Origin of the sequence: Streptomyces sp. NPDC006335 (assembly GCF_040612795.1) — a bacterium.
In the GTDB taxonomy this organism is placed as follows: domain Bacteria; phylum Actinomycetota; class Actinomycetes; order Streptomycetales; family Streptomycetaceae; genus Streptomyces.
This window is the reverse complement of sequence record NZ_JBEXQX010000013.1, coordinates 234,127-250,984: the sequence shown is the minus strand read 5'-3', so window position 1 is coordinate 250,984 and position 16,858 is coordinate 234,127. Positions and strand designations below refer to the sequence as shown.

The 16,858-nt window shown below is 69.5% G+C and carries 15 protein-coding genes and 3 pseudogenes; 5 read left to right on the top strand and 13 right to left on the bottom strand.

Annotation, left to right across the window (positions count from 1 at the left end; genetic code table 11):
* Positions 1–891: pseudogene (locus ABZ098_RS31445) on the top strand (glycosyltransferase family 2 protein); the annotation flags it as partial.
* Positions 892–1,048: 157 nt separating this feature from the next.
* On the opposite strand, the gene ABZ098_RS31440 reads toward ABZ098_RS31445, so the two are convergent.
* From ABZ098_RS31440 to ABZ098_RS31420, 5 genes and pseudogenes are all read right to left on the bottom strand, one after another.
* Positions 1,049–1,558, bottom strand: coding sequence for a hypothetical protein (locus ABZ098_RS31440; RefSeq protein WP_356596877.1), 510 nt, complete (start codon positions 1,556–1,558; stop codon positions 1,049–1,051).
* Between the two features lie 776 nt (positions 1,559–2,334).
* Positions 2,335–2,531 (bottom strand): annotated as a pseudogene (locus ABZ098_RS31435) (transposase); the annotation flags it as partial.
* A gap of 443 nt (positions 2,532–2,974) precedes the next feature.
* A complete protein-coding gene (locus tag ABZ098_RS31430) occupies positions 2,975–3,463 on the bottom strand; it encodes a MarR family transcriptional regulator (RefSeq protein ID WP_356596907.1) in 489 nt (162 codons plus the stop codon).
* A 264-nt stretch (positions 3,464–3,727) separates the two neighbouring features.
* Positions 3,728–3,916, bottom strand: a pseudogene (locus ABZ098_RS31425) (transposase); the annotation flags it as partial.
* Between the two features lie 198 nt (positions 3,917–4,114).
* Positions 4,115–6,013: an NAD-binding lipoprotein gene (locus tag ABZ098_RS31420; protein ID WP_356596875.1), complete on the bottom strand. Its 1,899-nt coding sequence runs from the start codon at positions 6,011–6,013 to the stop codon at positions 4,115–4,117.
* 288 nt (positions 6,014–6,301) lie between these two features.
* Here ABZ098_RS31420 and ABZ098_RS31415 point away from each other — a divergent pair, with 288 nt between their 5' ends.
* Positions 6,302–8,296, top strand: a complete 1,995-nt coding sequence (locus ABZ098_RS31415; protein WP_356596873.1) for an FAD-dependent oxidoreductase — start codon at positions 6,302–6,304, stop codon at positions 8,294–8,296.
* A 219-nt stretch (positions 8,297–8,515) separates the two neighbouring features.
* A complete protein-coding gene (locus ABZ098_RS31410) occupies positions 8,516–8,677 on the top strand; it encodes a hypothetical protein (RefSeq protein WP_356596871.1) in 162 nt (53 codons plus the stop codon).
* Between the two features lie 9 nt (positions 8,678–8,686).
* Here the strand turns inward: ABZ098_RS31410 and ABZ098_RS31405 are convergent, their stop codons facing one another.
* From ABZ098_RS31405 to ABZ098_RS31395, 3 genes are read right to left on the bottom strand one after another with little or no spacing between them, the layout of a single operon-like run.
* A complete protein-coding gene (locus tag ABZ098_RS31405; RefSeq protein ID WP_356596869.1) occupies positions 8,687–9,352 on the bottom strand; it encodes a DUF3618 domain-containing protein in 666 nt (221 codons plus the stop codon).
* On the bottom strand, positions 9,328–9,693 hold the full coding sequence (locus tag ABZ098_RS31400) for a phage holin family protein (protein WP_356596867.1): 366 nt from the start codon (positions 9,691–9,693) through the stop codon (positions 9,328–9,330). The genes ABZ098_RS31405 and ABZ098_RS31400 overlap by 25 nt, the downstream gene beginning before the upstream one ends.
* Positions 9,694–9,748: 55 nt before the next feature.
* The gene (locus tag ABZ098_RS31395) at positions 9,749–10,447 is read right to left on the bottom strand and encodes a hypothetical protein (protein ID WP_356596865.1); all 699 of its coding nucleotides are present in this window, start codon (positions 10,445–10,447) and stop codon (positions 9,749–9,751) included.
* A gap of 236 nt (positions 10,448–10,683) precedes the next feature.
* Here ABZ098_RS31395 and ABZ098_RS31390 point away from each other — a divergent pair, with 236 nt between their 5' ends.
* Positions 10,684–10,923: a hypothetical protein gene (locus ABZ098_RS31390; protein ID WP_356596863.1), complete on the top strand. Its 240-nt coding sequence runs from the start codon at positions 10,684–10,686 to the stop codon at positions 10,921–10,923.
* A gap of 42 nt (positions 10,924–10,965) precedes the next feature.
* On the opposite strand, the gene ABZ098_RS31385 is transcribed toward ABZ098_RS31390, so the two are convergent.
* The 5 genes from ABZ098_RS31385 to ABZ098_RS31365 form a co-directional block, all read right to left on the bottom strand.
* Positions 10,966–12,126 carry an oxygenase MpaB family protein gene (locus ABZ098_RS31385; protein WP_356596861.1) on the bottom strand — a complete coding sequence of 387 codons (1,161 nt, stop codon included), beginning with the start codon at positions 12,124–12,126 and terminating at the stop codon, positions 10,966–10,968.
* 84 nt (positions 12,127–12,210) lie between these two features.
* Positions 12,211–13,266, bottom strand: coding sequence for a polyprenyl synthetase family protein (locus tag ABZ098_RS31380; protein ID WP_356596859.1), 1,056 nt, complete (start codon positions 13,264–13,266; stop codon positions 12,211–12,213).
* Positions 13,256–13,534, bottom strand: a complete 279-nt coding sequence (locus tag ABZ098_RS31375) for a polyprenyl synthetase (protein ID WP_356596905.1) — start codon at positions 13,532–13,534, stop codon at positions 13,256–13,258. The genes ABZ098_RS31380 and ABZ098_RS31375 overlap by 11 nt, the downstream gene beginning before the upstream one ends.
* Positions 13,535–13,721: 187 nt before the next feature.
* Positions 13,722–15,356, bottom strand: a complete 1,635-nt coding sequence (locus ABZ098_RS31370; protein ID WP_356596857.1) for a multicopper oxidase domain-containing protein — start codon at positions 15,354–15,356, stop codon at positions 13,722–13,724.
* Positions 15,349–15,831, bottom strand: coding sequence for a hypothetical protein (locus ABZ098_RS31365; RefSeq protein ID WP_356596854.1), 483 nt, complete (start codon positions 15,829–15,831; stop codon positions 15,349–15,351). Before ABZ098_RS31365 ends, ABZ098_RS31370 begins: the two co-directional genes overlap by 8 nt.
* Before the next feature lie 58 nt (positions 15,832–15,889).
* Between ABZ098_RS31365 and ABZ098_RS31360 the strand changes: the two genes are divergently transcribed.
* Entirely contained in the window at positions 15,890–16,804 is a 915-nt protein-coding gene (locus ABZ098_RS31360; protein WP_356596852.1) for a LysR substrate-binding domain-containing protein, read from the top strand.
* Positions 16,805–16,858: the final 54 nt, after the last annotated feature.

The window sequence follows — 16,858 nt, the reverse complement described above, 5'->3', positions numbered from 1 at the left end:
CTGGAACGCTACTTCGACGTGGTGCGCCGCATGGCGCTGGAGGCCTACCCGCCCGGGGTGCGCAACGGCCTGCCCGCCCTGTCCCGGCTGCGGGGGCACCTGCTGGAGGAGGGCCACCTGGACTCCCTGGTCGAACTCGCCCGCCGCACCCGCGCCATCAGGCCCGAGCTGACCGTCGACGACATCCGCTGGCGCGACGGGCAACTGCGCATCACCACCACCTTCGCCATGCGCCGCGCCGACGGTGAGCCCCTGGCCCTGGTCGAACGCTACGGCCGGATGCTGCTGGACCCCGACCTGCTGGCCGGTATCAAGGGCGCCGAGGGCTGGGAGGCCCCGCACCCGCTGGGCCACGCCTACGGCGAGCTCCTGGTTCATGACATGGGGCGGGATCTGTGGTGGTATCCCGACGCCGACCTGACCCCGCGCACACAGCCGCTCGGCGGTGGCCGCCACCGCGTGGTCCTCACCGGCGAAACCCCCATCGATCCCCTCACCCTGGCCGGTGGCCGGCCCATGGAACCCGGCACCCACATCGTGTGGGCCAGCGCCCAACTCCTCGGCGTGGGCCGCAGAGCCCGCGTGACACGCGGCGACGACACAACCCACCGTGCAGGCCCCGAAGTCGGTATCAGCTTCGGCTCGGCCAGGGTCGGAACCCCACCCCGCCTGGTGATTCCGGTCTGGGACGGCCCGGACGGCCAACTCCGCCTCTCCGTCCGCCCACCAAGCCGGGCCACCCTCCCACACCACCTCTACCTGCGCACCACATCGGCTCCGCCCGTGCGCCGGGCGGCCCGCACGGTCCTCCACCGCCTCCCCGCGGATGTACGCGGCCGAGCGAAGAAGCTCGCGCGCAAGGCGGATCCTTGGAGCGGCGGTCGGCCGTAGCAGTCGCGGCTACGCCGACGGCCGAGAACTGTCCCCTACGACACAGGAGAACCCGCGCTGCGCCGACCTGGCGCCGGTGGAGGAGGGTGGCTCGACGCCCTGCCGCGCGACGGGCGCCGGGCGCCGGGCCACCGATTTCCTGCGGGAGAAGCCGGAATTACAAGTAGTACCAGTCCACGGCCACGTCCTCGCCGCCATAGCCGGTGTCGAGGATGGACACGGTGATGACCGGGTTGCCCTTGGTCTTGCCGCCGACGTACCAGCACTTGATGTACTGGGAGCCGCGCTTGGCCGGGCAACCCTGGTCCGAGCGGTAGCCGACCTTTCTGCCGTTGATCGTCTGGACGGAGGCGGCGAGGAGATGGAAGCCGTCCCACTTGGGATCGGATCCCGCGCCGTCGCAGGCGGTCAGTTTGGCCCCGGTTGAGGCGTCGCCCGTCGAACCCGCGGCCTGCTGAGTGCCGTTGTAGAAATGGGTGGAGGCGCAGTTCGCCAGCCGCTTCACCTGCGTCGCACGCCAGCTGAAGTCGCCGCTCCACTGCACCTGCGGGTCCGCCAGGGCCGTGCCGGCGGTGATGCCGAGCGCGAGCGCCACGCTGGTCATCACCGTGCCGACACGGGCCGCTGTCTTTGTTGCGAGTGAGCGCCTGGAAGTCGTGGTTGCCATAGCCCTGCTCTTTCCTGTGGGGGAGGAACTGATCACTGAGAGGGAGGATGTCCGGCCTGTTGAGCGCCCTCATGACGTGACCGTGATTCACCCATTACGAGTTGATCTTTTTCCGTCTCCCTCAGGTGTGAGCCGCCGTTGCCCAGGGCTTTAGAGGTTGTCTCGTTGGCTCCCGAGGCCCTGAGCGTCATACGCGGCCGGTCTGAGAGTCTGAGCAGGTGGACGACCTCATTGGGACTCAGGCACCGCGGCTTCGACTGACGGAACCCGCTGAGTCAGTTGCCTATCTGGAGCGGGTTGTGCCTGGTCTTGCTGCGCATCGGCTGCCTACTTCGGCCAGTGTGGACTGGGGCGTGGTGGAGGCTGAGCTGGGCACGGCCCTCCCTGCAGACTTCAAGCGCTGTGCAGCCTCTATCCAACGTTCGACCTGGGCGACTTCCTCCGGGTTGTCACGCCGATCCCCGGTCAGGAGCAGGTTTGGGTGCAAGGAGTTCGCAACGATCTGGAGATCGTCGCCGAGTGGTGCGAGGACGCGGAGCTAGCTGTTCCGCTGCGCCCGTATCCCTCACCAGGCGGTTTGCTTCCCTGGGCAACCTCTCTTCAGGGCGACTTCTTCCTGTGGTCAACCAGCCCTGCCGGACCCGGGGGATGGGCGGTCACCGTCGCCTCACGCAACGGCGGATGGTGGCACTACACCGGAGGCATGGTTCAGTTCCTTGCCGACCTGGTCACGGGGGCCGTGGAGGTCTGGGGGCTCCCTTCGGTCCGGGGAGAGGTCACCTGGGCACTCGGCCGAGACATCGGCAGCCGATGAGGACGGCGGCTATGCCGACGAAGGCGAGGAAGTCTCAGCCTTGCGCTCGTAGCGGCGGTGTAGGCGTCGGCATCCGGCGAGCCACAACACAGTTCGCTCGACGACCCAGCGGTGGCGGCCCAGCCGTGTGGAGGACTCGGTGCCCTTCCGTGCGATGCGATGTCGAATACCGCGCTGGCGTAGCCATCGGCGCAGGTGGTCGTAGTCGTAGCCCGCGATCTGTTCCCGCTCATGGATGCAGCTGACGCTCTCGTACGTCAGCTGCGCGACGCGTTGGATCTGGCCGCGCAGGCGGAGAACGCTTCTTGACGCGTGGAGCCGATGAGGACTCGGTGTGTCGGCGGTGCACCGACTCCTCACGCTGCACTTCTCGAAGACCAGCTCGCGGGCAGTGAGAGCGGCACCGCCGCTTGGACGGGCATGATCGTCTTCGGGGTGGTCGCAGTCCCGTCCAGCTGTTCGACGGCCCTCTACGTGCACGTTTGCTGTACCCCTGCAAGAAGTCCACCGCATGAAGTCACGCCGCCGATGGCAGCCTGAGGCCGGCACCGACCGCGGCTTCTGCGCTCCCGCAGTTGTGTCCGGAGTGGACAGCACGCCCCTCAGGGTTTGGCAGTGCCCCGTTGAGCGGTGAGCGCAACCCGGGCAAGAAGGACTCGAAACTGGGCCCGGTGTTCCTCGCTCAACTCGCCGAGCAGCCGTGCTTCAGCGGCCGCGACCTCCGTTCGCATGCGCTGCAATTGCGATCGGCCTTCGTCCGTGAGGATCACGTGGCGAGCTCGTCGGTCCTGCGGATTCGGGCGTCGCAACAGCAGACCCTGCCCCTCCAGGTCGTCCAGGAGGTAGGTCATCACCGTTCGGTCGAGACCTACCTGGCCGGCCAGCTCGAGTTGTGTAGGGGGTTTGTCCCCGGCCTCGGCCAATGCCACGAGCACCAAGTAAGCCCGTGATCCTCCGGGCAGCGTCTCCGAGGCCTCGGCTGCAGCGCGCCGAAGCGCCCCCGAGATCATGCGGATGGCCCAGACCAGGTCGTTGTCCAGGGCAAGACACTTGGCGCTTTCGCTCGCTCGGCCACGGGGTTCAGAGGGCATCACATCACCGTAGCACCTTTCAGCATGGCGACAGATAGTCTTGTACACAGAACATCGTGTCGATCCTGGGAGCAGCCCCCCTCCCCACCTCCCAGGGGACTTCCTGCACTGACGTCGTCGTACACAGGAACTCGCCGCCGCACTGACCTGCGAGACAGACGCTGAAGGGAGGGCGCCGCGGCTGAAGCGTCGGGAAACGCAGGTCTGCCGACACTCGCAGGGGGTGGGGCGGCTCGCACGGTAGCGGGGCAGCGTGGGTGGACCCAGCCTTTGGTAGGGCGGCGGATACGGCTCAGCACCGGCGGGCTGGGCGATCTCCTTGGGCTCGACGGCCATGACGTAGGACCGGCCGCCAGCATCCAGGGCCCGGCGGAAGGAGACACTGCGGCCGTATCCGCAGTCGGCCACGATCACCGCCACCGACTCAAGCCGGTCCGCCAACTTCTCCAGCATCAGGGCCAGACGGGACTTGGTGACGTGCCCGACCTCGTCAGGCCTGGTCAGGCACGCCTGCGGCCTTGCGCCGTTCGAGGTCGTGGGCCCCTTCCTCGGGCAGCAACTGCTCCCATGTCAACCGCTCGTCGAGTCGGCCATTGTGCGGTCCATCGCACACATACCCGGCCGGAGATGGCCACGCCAACCGAGTCCGGGTCATGTCCTGCCGACGACGACCACCGCGTCCTGGTCCGACCAGCGGCGCCGCTCGGCTTTGGGTGGGTTGATCCGCACGCCGTAGCCGGGACTTGTCGACGAGTCGGCATGGCTTCGGTAACCGATGGCGCACTCGCCGCGATGGCGTGCCGCGGCCACGACCGTGGCGAAGGAGGTCTCACACCCCGGCAGTACGTAGTCGGTGGCGGGACGCAGGTGGACCCCGGTGCCGTCGGCGGAGAACAGCTCCTCGAACACCGCTGCCAGGTGCCGGTTCTGGGAGATCTGTGCCATGAGCAGCCCGATGAGCTTGCCGCTGATGATCACGTCGGCTCCGGGGCTGATGGGGGCCAGCGCCCGGTTGCGGTCGTCGATCAGCTCGGTGACCACCGGCAGTTCGCGCCCGGAGGCTTCCTCCAGTTGGCGCAGAAGCAGCAGGGTGACGAGCGTGCGGTTGTCGGGGTGGTCCTGAGGCTGTCCGGGAGCGGGGTCCTGGCCGAGCACGATCACGCTGTCGTAGGAGCGCACGTCCAGACGCTTCAAGGTCTCGGGACGAGTGATGTCCCCGTCGTGCAGTGTCAAGGTCAGGTCGCTGCCGCTGTGCGTGTCGGCCTCGCTCACCTGCGGGACAGTCGCCGTGCGACCGTCCGTCACCACGTCGAGGACTGATCCGGGCCGTGCGCGGCGGCGCAACTGGTCGACTACGAGCGGCGCCCGGCGATTCCAGCCCAGCAGGAGAACTCGCTCCGGTGGCGCGGGCGTTGCAGGGCCGGATGCCATCGCCGCCTTCTCGACCAACTCCGCGCAGTCGTGCGGCCAGGCCGTGTCGTCGTCACGGGAGATGACGATGAGCACGTCGTCGGGGGCCAGGGGCGTCTGCGGTGGCGGGTTGAGCAGGGGCCTGCCTTCTCGCATCATCCCGACGACGCTCGACGTGGGGTAGGACAGCAGCGCGTCGCCGAACGGCCGACCTGCCAGGGCCTGTTGGGCTACCAGGTAGAACTCGTCGCCTGCGAAGTCCAGCAGTTCCTGATGGACGAGGGAGAGCCCGCGCCGACGGGAAGCTTGGACGATGAGCCGGGCCGTGACGGTGTCGCTCTCCAGGACGATGCCACCCGGTCCGGCGGCGAGACAGGCGGCCAGGCGGTAGCGGTCGTCCCGGACGGCGGCGACGACAGGCGGATGAGTCCCCTGCCCGGCCAGGGCTGCCCGGAGCGCCAGCAGCGTCTTGACCACCTCGGCGTCGGCGTCCGGCTTGTCCTGGGGCAGGACCAGCACGACACCGGCCGTGGCCGGGCTGGTCAGAGTCAGCACGGCCGGGTCGGTAGGGGGCCCACTGCGGCAGATCAGCCGCGTACCGCCGACGGGGCCGACCTTCGTGCTCAGGGCCTCCTCCATGGCGGTCTTGTCCCGGTCGGCCAGGACGGCCACCGCCGCGCGTGACTGGTTGGCGTTGGCGGCCACCAGCTCGCTCACCACGGTGAAGACCTGCTCCGACCACCCCAGGACCACGGCGTGCCCTTGTTCGAGCACGGTGGAACGGCCCCGTCGCAACTCGGTGAGCCGCTCCGTGAGCGCCGTCGTGATCAGGCCGACGAGCGTCGAGACGTACAGGAGAGCGACCAGTGCGAGCAGCACCGACATCGTCACTCGTAACGGCGTCCCCGTGGCACCGCCCAGCCGCAGTGTCTCCCCGGTGAGGCGCCATACCTGCGCCAGCCGGTCCGCCAGGGGCGCCGGTGCGTCGGGGTCGGTCCATACCAGCACCGCAGCGGCCGGGACGACGACGGCCAGACACAACAACGCCATCCAGCCGACGAGAGCGGGAGCACCGCGGGCCAGTGTGCTGTCGAACCAGTAACGGGCTCTGTCACCCAACGGAGTGCGCCGCTGCGCCACCCTTCCCCCTCCACCGACCCGCACCCTCGTGAGGCCTTGCGGCAGGTCGCCTAGCTGGCACAACCACAGGCCCGCTGAAGAGCACGGATGCGAATACGCATGTGGCAGTGTGGGGGACCGATGGTGGCGGCGGACGGAGTTCGCTCCGCATTCATCCCTTCGGGGTTCCCGAGCCGTCCATGCCGACGGACCTGCTCGACGTCAGGGTTTGTCGCCGTCTTCGCTCCTTCGTGTCAATGCCTCAGCGGAGGGCCATCGCCGGGTCACGGCCACCAGTACAAAGGCCGCATGACTCAAGATCACGCGGTGGAACACTCAGGCGCCGGCTTTTCCCGGCGTGGCTTCGCGACGGTGGCCGGCGCGGCCACGGTGGCGACGGCTCTGTCCGGCGGTGTCTCCGCGGCCCTGCCCGCGCCGACCGCTCCGAGCGCCGGCCGGGGCGCGGACTTCGACCGGTGCCTGGCCGTCGCTCGCGCACTGCTCGTACTGGACTCCGACAACCGCCCTCTCGTCCCGCGCTACCAGCGCGTTCTCAAGCAGGGCCTGCCGGCTCAGCGGCGGACCCGCCCGAAGGACGTTCTGGTCATCGGAGCCGGTCCGGCCGGGCTGGTGTGCGCCTGGCTGCTGAAGAAGGCAGGTCACCGTGTGACCGTGCTGGAAGCCAACGGCAACCGCGCGGGCGGACGTATCAAGACCTTCCGCAACGGCGGCCACGAACAAGCGAAGCAACCCTTCGCCGATCCGCTCCAGTACGCCGAAGCGGGCGCGATGCGCATCCCTGGCAGCCATCCCCTGGTGATGGAGCTGATCGACCAGTTCGGCCTGAAGAAGCGGCGTTTCCACTATGTGGACGTCGACCACGAGGGGCGTCCCGCCAACCGCACCTGGATCCACGTGAACGGGATCCGCATGCGGCGCGCCGACTACGCCCGCGCGCCCCGGCGCATCAACCGGTCCTTCGGCGTTCCCCGGGCCCACTGGGACACTCCTGCCGCCGCCATCCTGCGCTCCGTTCTGGACCCGGTGCGCGACGAGTTCAGCTACGTCGACGGCGACGGCAAGCGGGTCGCCAAGCCGCTCCCCGAGCGGGTGCGGGGCTGGGCCCGTGTGGTGCAGCGATTCGGTGACTGGTCGATGTTCCGCTTCCTGACCGAGCACGCCGGCCTCGACGAGCGGACCATCGATCTGATCGGCACCCTGGAGAACCTCACCTCACGCCTTCCTCTCTCGTTCATTCACAGCTTCACCGGCTCCTCCCTCATCAGCCCCGACACGCCCTTCTACGAGTTGGAGGGCGGCACGGCCGTGCTGCCTGACGCCCTCCTGGAACGCGTGCGCAAGGACGTGCGGTTCGACCGTCGTGTCACGCGCATCGAGTACCACCACCCCGACCGCCCTTCGCCGGACACCGAGCACGTCCGGATCAAGGGCCCGCACGTATGGGTGGACACCGTGTCCGAGGGCCGTAACGGTCCCGTCGTACGCGAGCAGTTCACCGCGGACGTCGCCGTGGTCACGGTGCCGTTCTCCGGACTGCGCCACGTACAGATCGCCCCGCCCATGTCGTACGGCAAGCGCCGCGCGGTGTGCGAACTGCACTACGACAGCGCGACCAAGGTGCTGCTGGAGTTCAGCCGCCGCTGGTGGGAGTTCGACGAAGGCGACTGGAAGCGTGAGCTGAACGCCGTCCGCCCGGGCCTTTACGACGCCTACCGCACCGGCCGTGCCACCGCGGACGGCAGCCTGCTCGGCGCCCATCCCTCCGTGCCCGGCGGGCACATCACGGCGGGTCAGCGCACTCACTACGCCGCCAACCGCGCCATCGCGCGCGACCAGCCGGCGGCCGTCGACGTCGTGGGGGGCGGCTCGGTGTCGGACAACGCCAACCGGTTCATGTTCCACCCCTCCCATCCGGTTTCGGGCAGCGCGGGGGGTGTGGTGCTGGCCTCGTACAGCTGGGCGGACGACGCGCTGCGCTGGGACTCCCTGGACGACGAGGCACGGTATCCACACGCCCTGTGCGGCCTCCAGCAGGTGTACGGGCAGCGCATCGAGGTCTTCTACACCGGCGCGGGCCGTACTCAGAGCTGGCTGCGCGACCCCTATGCCTACGGGGAGGCGTCCGTGCTGCTGCCCGGTCAGCACACGGAGTTGCTGCCGGCCATCCCCGTGCGTGAAGGGGCGTTGCACTTCGCCGGGGACCACACGTCGGTCAAGCCGGCGTGGATCGAGGGAGCCGTGGAGTCCGCCGTACGTGCAGCTTTGGAGATCCACACCGCGTGACCGTGTGGTCCGCTGAGCCATGACGCACACAAGCCGGCCCCGGCGCACCTCGTACTCGTCCAGGTCGCAGGAACTGGTCGACCGTAGTGCCGTCGGGGCCGCGGCAAGGAGCTCCTGGCCTCACCCGCGTGATCAAGCGCTGCTGGAACTTGCACGCGGCGCAACGGAGCTGGTCGCAACCTGCTGGTTACCGCCGGGCTCCGTCGGCCGTGAGACGGAGTGAGTTCAGCCTCCAGACGGGCATACGTCGTCACCCTGTCGATCCTGTCCGAAGTCTTCGCGTTCACCGCGATCGGCCTCACCCTGTGGGGATCACTACTGGCCGTGCTGACCGTCGCGTACTGGAAGCGCCGTTCCGCGACGACGCCTGCGGTGGCGTGACTTCCGTCATTACTGTGGTCGGCTTTGGTCGGCGACCTGGGACGCGCTGCCGCGGGCCTGGTCGGCCATGGTGCCGGCCTGATCGCGGGCGGTGTCCTGAGTGGTACGGACGGCCTCGTCGGCGGTGGCCTTCACTTCCTGCGCCGCGCCGCGTGCCGTCTCCTGGGCGCCTTCCTTGAGGTTCTGTGCCGACTCGAGTGCGGCCTGTTTCACGGGCTCGAGGGCTTCCTGGCCCTGTTGCATCATGTCCGAGGCGGCCTGTCGCTCGGTCGGTGACGCCGGAAGGAGGGACGAGGCCAGCACGCCCGTGCCGAAGGCGATCAAGCCGGCGGCAAGGGGATGGCCCTGCGTTTGCCGCATGGCCTGCTCGGGCGCCTGCTTGACAGCCTCACCTGCCTGTTGAGCTGTGCCGAGAGCGGTGTCGGTCGCCTGCCCGGCGCCCTCCTGCAGGGAGTCGGCCGCCGACCGGGCGCTGCCGGCCATGCTGTGCCCCGTCTCGGAGGCGGAGCCCATGAGCCGCTCCCGCAGCCCGGTCAGTGTGCCGTGCGCCCTGCTGGTACGACGACGCACCATCTGCCGGGGGCTGGCCCGGTCGACGAGACGGTTGACGTCAGCGGACAAGCGGTCGCGGGTGACGTCGATGTCCGCCCTCAGCTGGTCGGGTGACGTGCCCATTGGGTGTTCTCCTTCATCGTTTCGACGGTCTGCTCCGGCTTGGGGGACACGGTGCGCATTCGGGCACGCCCCCGCGAGTACAGCACGGCCGCCACCACGGCCCATACGGCGGTGACGATCAGCGCGGCCCAGCCGACGTCCATCACATTGGCCAGGCCGAAGACGGCGGCCAGTGACAGGAACAGCAGGACCATGTAGCCGGCGAACCCCGCTCCGCCGTACATGCCGGCCGCCTTGCCTGCCTTGGTCGCTTCCTGCCTGATCTCCGTCTTGGCCAGCTCGACCTCCTGGCGCAAGAGGGTCTGGACGTCCGAGGTCACCAGCGACAGCAGCTCACCCACGGACCGCTCCTCAGCGTAGGGGCCGCCCCGGTTCGGTCGGATCGAGGAAGACACCTCACACCCCCGGATGCGGTGGCACCGGCGTGCCGTCAGACATGGGCGGCAAGGGCGGCGGGGGTGAGGACACAGTCGGCGGTGACACCGGCTGCGGGGGCGTCCACTGCCCCGTGCCCGACGGCGGGGTCGGCATGTCGGGCTCCACCGAGTACGGCAACTGCCCCCCTCCCGCGGACTGCGCCTGACCGCCGTCGCCGGACTGCGCGGCCTTGCCCGCGACCTTGCCCAGACGTCCGACAGCCAGCCCGGCCAGTAGCGCTCCGCCGAGAAAAAGCCCGGGACGCCGACGGGCGAACCTCTGCAGGTCGTCGGTGATGCCCTCGACACCTTGTTTGTCCATGTAGTCAGCAGCCTGATGTCCCCGGTCGGCCACCTGGACCACCAGGCTGCGCGCGGGCGAGTCGCCCTCAGCCTTCTCGGCGAGCTCGGACAGGTCCTGTGCCCACTGCCGCAGCACTCCCGCCGCCCGCCGGGTCTGTCCCTCGGCCTCTTCCATGGCCCGGCTGCGCAGATCCTGGACCGCTGCGCCTGCCTGTCGGTGAGCCTCCTCCGCGACCGCCTTGGCCTGCTCGGCCGCCGTGGTCGTCACCTCGCCCACAGCCTGCCTGGCCTGATCAGCTGTGGCTGACGTCTCCTCCTTGGCTGTCTCCGCGGCCTGCTGCAGTCTTCCGCCCCCGTCATGCACGGACCCACTCATCAGCAGCTCTCCTCAGAATGTCGGCTCACGGCTCTCAGAGAGCCCTCTCCGCACTCGAGTGACTTCATATGGGGCATTAACACCTGTTTATGGGATTTATTCGTCAGTGTTTGGTCTCGCTCACCTGCAACATTTCGATCACACCTTGCCTGGCATGCCGAGGACGACGAGCAGCTCCGGGGCCGGGGCTACGTCGTCGACGACAACGATCTGGTCGCGGTGAGAAGCGGCAACGTATGAAGGCCAGTTCGGGGATCGGCGGCCACGCCGACATCGAGTCGCGGGGCTTCTTGCTTGGCGCGGCGGTGGCCGTCGAGCTCGGCGTCGGTGTCGTCGCAGTACCAAGGAGTGACCGGGTGCTGCTGGTCGGTGACTGGATCGGGATGGGCGGTCAGGCGTCGGCCGTGTGGTTGATGGTGAGAAGTACGGCGGTCAAGGTCACTGAGCGGCCTCGACGACCGCGTGGAGGGAAATGATGCACCGTCGGCCGCCCCTGGCGACGGTGCATGGGCTCCGTGTCAGGTGATGCGGGGTGCGGGTGGGGCCCAACGGTGGGTGCGGGGCACGGTGCCGGTGACGCCGTAGTCGTTCTTCAGCTGGTCGGGGATGGCGTAGTGCATGACGCGTCCGCGGGTGAGGGAGGACAGTTCGAGGATGGTGGTGAGGTGGCCGAGGCGGTCGAGTGCCCAGGCGCCGAGCGGTGAGCGGTCCTCGATGGTTTCCAGGATGCCGAGGAGGTGGGGGACGGCTTTGACCACGGTGTCCCAGGGGGTGCGGGGGACTTGGAGCCAGTCGGCGCAGGTGTCGCCGATCAGGTGGCGGATCAGCGCCGAGACGATCGGGTCGAAGAACGTGCCGGGGACGACTTCCTCGTACAGGTCGATCAGCTGCCGGGTGAGGTGTGCGCCTTCTTCCGAGGGCGCCATGTGCCGGATCATGTACCGGTCGAGGAACTCGCGTGCCGCCTCAAGGGTTTGGGGGCCTGCGTCCTGGTCGACGCCGAGCATCGCGCCGACGACACGCCAGGCGTAGAAGTACGCTTCGGCTCCCTCGGTGGTCATGTGGATGCCGAGGCGGTGCAGGGAGTCCAGGACGAGCAGGGAGAAGAACATCTGCCCGCCGATCATGTCCTCCTGGCAGATCGGCACGCCCTGCGTGGTGGTGTCCCAGCGGTTCTCGCGCTTGAGGTGGTGACGGATGGAGGCGTGCAGGAGGCGGACCTTCTGGGCGGCCGGGACGAAACGGCTGCCGGCCTCGAACGCGTCTGGCTGCATGAGGTAGACGGTGAACTGGCCGGTCTCCGCCATCCGCTTGGCGGGGTACTTCAGTCCGTGGGTGGCCGACAGCAGCCGGGCCACGTGCGGGACGACGTAGCAGGCCGGCATGGAGGCGAACGACAGCGCGGTGGAGATGTGCACGTTGTTGTCGACGAAGAACAGTCGGGCCTTCTCCATCTCAGTCCAGTCCACCCAGGTCGGCGGGGCGCTGGTGACATGGAGGTATTCCCGGGCCACGTCGGGCAGCCCGTCGGGCAGGGGAGCGCCGGCGGTGGACACGTACCGCATGAGCGTGTTGAACGTGCCGACCTCGCCGCGTTCGAACAGGGTGGCGACGGTGGCGTCGGCGAGTTCGTCACCGGCCTGGCGCAGGGCGTCCATCGACGCCTCGGTGTACCTCATCACAGGGCTCCTTGGTCGTGCGGGGCGAGCGGGTGCCATGGCGGGCATGTGCGGCGTGGTGCGGTCGGTCGCTGTGCGAGGGCGTCAGTGGTGACGGACCGCCGCCGACTGCGCGAGGGAGGTCAAGGCCGCCGTGGCATGCCCGGGCAGGTCCAGGTCGTGCAGGCTGCGTGTGGCCTCTTCGACCCGCGCGGTGATCATTGCCTCGATGCGGTCCGGCGTCTTCAGCCGTTGCATCAGCGCGCGGACGGCGTCCAGGCCGTTTGTGTCCAGGTCTCGTCTGCCGAGCAGGGCACGCAACTGCTCACGCTCCTCGCCGTCGGCGCTACGCCAGGTCTCCGCCAGCAAGGCGGTGGGCCGGTGGCCGCGCACATCGTCGAGGTTGGCCTTGCCGGTGCGTTCCGGATCCCCGAACAGGCCCAGCAGGTCGTCCCTAAGCTGAAATGCCTCGCCCAGCGGCAATCCGTACGCGGAGTACCCCTCGCGCAGCCGCTCACCGGCGCCGGCCAGCGCGCCGCCGATCATCAGGGGCTGCTCGACGGTGTACTTGGCGGTCTTGTACCGGATCACCTTCAGTGACGCGGAGGTGTCCGGCATGGCTCCGGTGTGCAGGATCTCCAGGCACTCACCGGCGATCAGCTCGCGGGCCAGTGCCGCCCACAGCGGGCGGGCCCGGCCGAGGTAGGCGGCGGGCAGGCCGCTCGTGACGAACAGCTGACCCGCCAGCGACATCAGCAGATTCCCCACCAGCATCGCCAGCGAGCGGGCCGCGTTCACCGCTCGCGGGCGGCGCCGCAACGCGCTCCGCAGGGCGACATGCGCGGTGGGGCGGCCGTGGCGCAGGGCACTGTCGTCGATGAGATCGTCGTGCACCACGGCGGCGGCGTGCACCAGCTCCATGGAAGCCGCGGCCCGCACCAGCGCACTGCTGTCCGGCTGCCCAGCCGCACGCCAGCCCCAGTAGCAGAACGCCGCCCGCAGCCGCTTGCCGTCCGCGACCGCCTGCTCCAGCTGCCGGGCAACCGGGTCCAGAGCCGGGTCGACCGCCGCGAACCGGTCGGCCTCCTTGGCGACGAAGTCGCACAGCACCTCATCCACGCGAGCCTTGAACGCAAGCGGTTCCCAGCGCTCAGACACCATCGTCGGCCTGCCGGGCCATGGCATGCCGGGCGAGCACCTCCAGATGGGCCGGTGGCGCGGCTGCGTACTGGTCGAGCACCAGGCGCCCGCGCGCGATCAGATCCTGCTCGGCCTCGGCCACCAGCTCCGCCGTGTCCGAGCGACGCAGCAGCCCGCGCACCGTGCCGAGTGCCGAACCCAAGGTGCTCACCGCCAGTTCGGCCAGCCCCGCCACCAGCAGCACCCCTTGGTGTCGCGGATCTTCAGGGCGTTCCGCTCCTCGAGTCATGCCTACCCCCCACTCACGGAAGAACGTGAAGGCGCCGGTCACGCGCCGCGCCTTCCAGCGTCCGGTCACACCAGGTGGAGAGACGGGAGAACTCACCAACGAGTGATCACACCGCATGGATGTACGGCCAGCACGTCCCCACGCCAGGAGACGGCGGTGGGCGCGATGGTCCGGCGATGCGGAGGTGTCAGGTCAGTTCCAGGTTGGCCATCATGCCCATGTCCTCGTGTTCCGCGTTGTGGCAGTGGAAGAGGTACCGGCCGCGATAGCCGTCGAAGCGGGTGAGGATCTCCGCTGATTCGCCCGGCCGCAGCGAGATGGTGTCCTTCAGCCCGGCGTCGTGCGGCAGGGGTGCGCGCCCGCCGCGGGCCAGCACCCGGAATCCGACCAGGTGCAGGTGGATGGGGTGGTGGACGTCGGCGACGAACCGCCATACCTCTGTGGCCCCGAGCCGGGTGCGGACATCGGTGCGCAAGGGGTCGAAGGCCCGCCCGCCGATGACCCAGCCGCGACCGTGCTGCATCTGGCCGGCGCGGAAGGCGAAGTCGCGCACCGCGGTTGCCTCAGAGCGCCGCCAGGTGGGCAGATCGGCGGCGAGCAAGTCGGGGATGCGGGTGTCCTCTCGGACGCGGCGCGTGATGCGGAAGGCCATGACCTCGCGGGTGCGTCCGGTGCCGAGCCGGTTGATCAGGCGCACCCGGCTGCCGACCGGCAGCCCTGCGAAGTCGACAACCACGTCGTAGCGTTCAGCGGGTGCGATCGGCAGGGTGGTGTGGACGACGGGTGCGGCGAGCAGGCCCTGGTCGGCGCCGATCTGCACCAGGTCCAGGCGGTGTCCGTCGTCGGTGACGGCTTGGAGCTCGTAGTGGCGGGCGTTGGACGCGTTGAGCAGCCGCAGCCGGTACCGGGATGCGGCGACCTCGTGGATCGGCCACGGGGCGCCGTTGACCAGGATCACATCGCCGAGCACGCCGGCCGCGTAGGTGGCCCTCACACCAGGCCGGTCGCGCAGTGCGGGGTCGAGGGACGGGTAGGCCAGCGAGCCGTCGGCGGCGAACGCCCGGTCGGCGATCATCAGCGGCAGTTCGTGTTCTCCGCGGGGGAGGTCGAGGGCGTCCTCGACGCCGTCGCGGATGATGTGCATCCCCGCCAGGCCGCGCCAGATCGCCGGAGCGGTGAAGTCCATGCGGTGGTCGTGGTACCAGAGCATCGCCGCGCGCTGGTTCATGGGGAAGGTGTATTCGCGCGTGGTGCGGCTGATCACCGCGCGCGGGTCGAACATCGCGTGCGCGCCGCCCTGGTGCCGGTGATGGTGCCGTGCGGGGTCGGGCCAGTCGTGGGGGAGGACGAGGTCGGTCGGGTAGCCGTCGGAGGCGGCGGGGGTACGTCCGCCGTGGAGATGCACCACGGTCGGCACGGGCAGCTCGTTGCGGTGCGCCACGGTGATCGGTCGTCCGCGGCGGGACTCGATCGTCGGGCCGGGGAAGGTGCCGTCGTACGTCCACAGCCTCGTCCGTATCCCGGGCAGGATCTCCGCGGACACCTGGCGCTGGGTGATCTCGTACCGGTCGGCGAACCTTGAGGTGGCGGCCGGTTCGAGGACGGGCGGGATCGGCAGCGGCACGGTGTAGGGCCTGGGCAGCGGCACGGCGCTGCGCAGCTGGCCGCCGGTGCTCGCCGGACGGTGGGCCATCGCACCGGACAGCGTCAGCCCGCCCGCCGTGGCCAACCCCAGCGCTCCGCCTAGCCCGAGCACCCGGCGGCGGGGCCATTCCGTGCTGCTCCAGGTGCCGTGACGGATGAGTTCCGGTCGCTCAGACATGGGGCTCGTCCCGCCGTGGCCCACTGGTGTTTTCGGCGCTGCCGGCCATGGCATGGTTCGGCAGCGGCCGCACCCAGACCGCGCCGGTCAGCACCGCCAGCGTGGCAATGATCATCACGCCCAGAGGGAGGTGCACCCACAGCAGGCCGGACAACCCCGCCATGTACTGTCCCGTCTCGGCCGCCAGGATCAACACCGACACGGCTGCCGGCCACAAGCGGCGCATCCGCGCCCAGGCCGCGGTGCCGGCGGCGGCTTGCGCCAGTCCGAGGCAGAAGACGATGTCAGCGCCGCGGCGGTGCCAGTCGAGGCCGTCGATCTCCCCGGTGAGGTAGACGCCGGCGAAGACCGGCTGGCCGAAGGCCGCCACGGCGTGCACTGTCACCGCCGCCCGGAACACCCGGCCGGCAAGTCCCGTGGACTGCATGGTTGTTGATGATCGATCGCATGTGGTGGTCACGTCGTCCACAGTCATGCTTCGTGCGACATCAGGTCAAAGATCAATATTGCTATCCTGCTATGCCACCGGTGCTATGACTGAGCAGAGGACGGCGATGGATCTGCATGCGCTCGAACAGTTCCTCGTGGTCGCACGGTTGGAGCACCTCAGCCGTGCGGCCAGAGAACTGCGGGTCGCTCAGCCGTCGTTGAGCCGCACCATCGCGCGACTGGAGTCCGAACTCGGTGCCCCGCTGTTCGATCGGGCCGGCCGTCTCCGGCTCAACGAGTCAGGACGGCTCTTCCGCGATCACGTCGAGCGCTCCCTCGGCGAGCTGGCAGCAGGACGCCGTGCTGTGGCGGAGGCGGCCCGCGACGGCGTCGGCGGCGTACGACTGGCCTCGGAGACGTTCCTGACCATCACGGGCCCTCTGGCCGCCTACAAAGAAGCCCACCCCGATATCGACGTCGAACTGCACCAGATGCCGGCCGCGGACATGCACCGCGCCCTGCACGCCCGCGAGGTCGACCTGTGCGTCGCCTCCCAGCCGATCCCGGACGACGGGCTCGACAGCGTCCGACTGCACGACGAGCCGGTCTGGCTGGCCGCGCCGCCCGGCCACAGGCTCGCCTCCCGCGCCTCCGTCGAAGTCGAGGAACTGCGCGAGGAGCCGTTCGTGATCTCGGGGCCCGGCCACTGGCAGCGCCGCCTGCTCGACCGGCTCTTCGCCGGCCACGACCTGACCCCGCGGATCGTCTGCGAGGGCGACGAACCGGCCGCTCTCGCCGGCCTGGTCAGCGCCGGCATCGGCCTCACCCTCATCCCGGCCATGGCCCGCGACGCCGACATCAGCGCACCGGGCGCCTGGATCGCCATCGACGACCCCGTCTGCCGCCGCATCCTCACCCTGCACCGCGCCGCCGACAGCCGACTCTCGGCCGCCGCCCGGCTGATGCACGCCACCCTCGCCGCCTGGCCGTGGAGCACCAAAGGCGGCCGACAGCGGTGATGACGCACCGGCCGCCCCGCCCGAGTGCGGCGGCCGTCCGGGCCCTCGGCCAGG

What these genes read in the sequence shown, in the direction of transcription:
- ABZ098_RS31440 (WP_356596877.1), bottom strand. Translation starts at nt 1,558, where the DNA reads ATGGCAACCACGACTTCCAGGCGCTCACTCGCAACAAAGACAGCGGCC.
- ABZ098_RS31430 (WP_356596907.1), bottom strand. Translation starts at nt 3,463, where the DNA reads ATGCCCTCTGAACCCCGTGGCCGAGCGAGCGAAAGCGCCAAGTGTCTT.
- ABZ098_RS31415 (WP_356596873.1), top strand. Translation starts at nt 6,302, where the DNA reads ATGACTCAAGATCACGCGGTGGAACACTCAGGCGCCGGCTTTTCCCGG.
- ABZ098_RS31405 (WP_356596869.1), bottom strand. Translation starts at nt 9,352, where the DNA reads ATGGGCACGTCACCCGACCAGCTGAGGGCGGACATCGACGTCACCCGC.
- ABZ098_RS31395 (WP_356596865.1), bottom strand. Translation starts at nt 10,447, where the DNA reads ATGAGTGGGTCCGTGCATGACGGGGGCGGAAGACTGCAGCAGGCCGCG.
- ABZ098_RS31390 (WP_356596863.1), top strand. Translation starts at nt 10,684, where the DNA reads ATGAAGGCCAGTTCGGGGATCGGCGGCCACGCCGACATCGAGTCGCGG.
- ABZ098_RS31385 (WP_356596861.1), bottom strand. Translation starts at nt 12,126, where the DNA reads ATGAGGTACACCGAGGCGTCGATGGACGCCCTGCGCCAGGCCGGTGAC.
- ABZ098_RS31380 (WP_356596859.1), bottom strand. Translation starts at nt 13,266, where the DNA reads ATGGTGTCTGAGCGCTGGGAACCGCTTGCGTTCAAGGCTCGCGTGGAT.
- ABZ098_RS31375 (WP_356596905.1), bottom strand. Translation starts at nt 13,534, where the DNA reads ATGACTCGAGGAGCGGAACGCCCTGAAGATCCGCGACACCAAGGGGTG.
- ABZ098_RS31370 (WP_356596857.1), bottom strand. Translation starts at nt 15,356, where the DNA reads ATGTCTGAGCGACCGGAACTCATCCGTCACGGCACCTGGAGCAGCACG.
- ABZ098_RS31365 (WP_356596854.1), bottom strand. Translation starts at nt 15,831, where the DNA reads ATGACTGTGGACGACGTGACCACCACATGCGATCGATCATCAACAACC.
- ABZ098_RS31360 (WP_356596852.1), top strand. Translation starts at nt 15,890, where the DNA reads ATGACTGAGCAGAGGACGGCGATGGATCTGCATGCGCTCGAACAGTTC.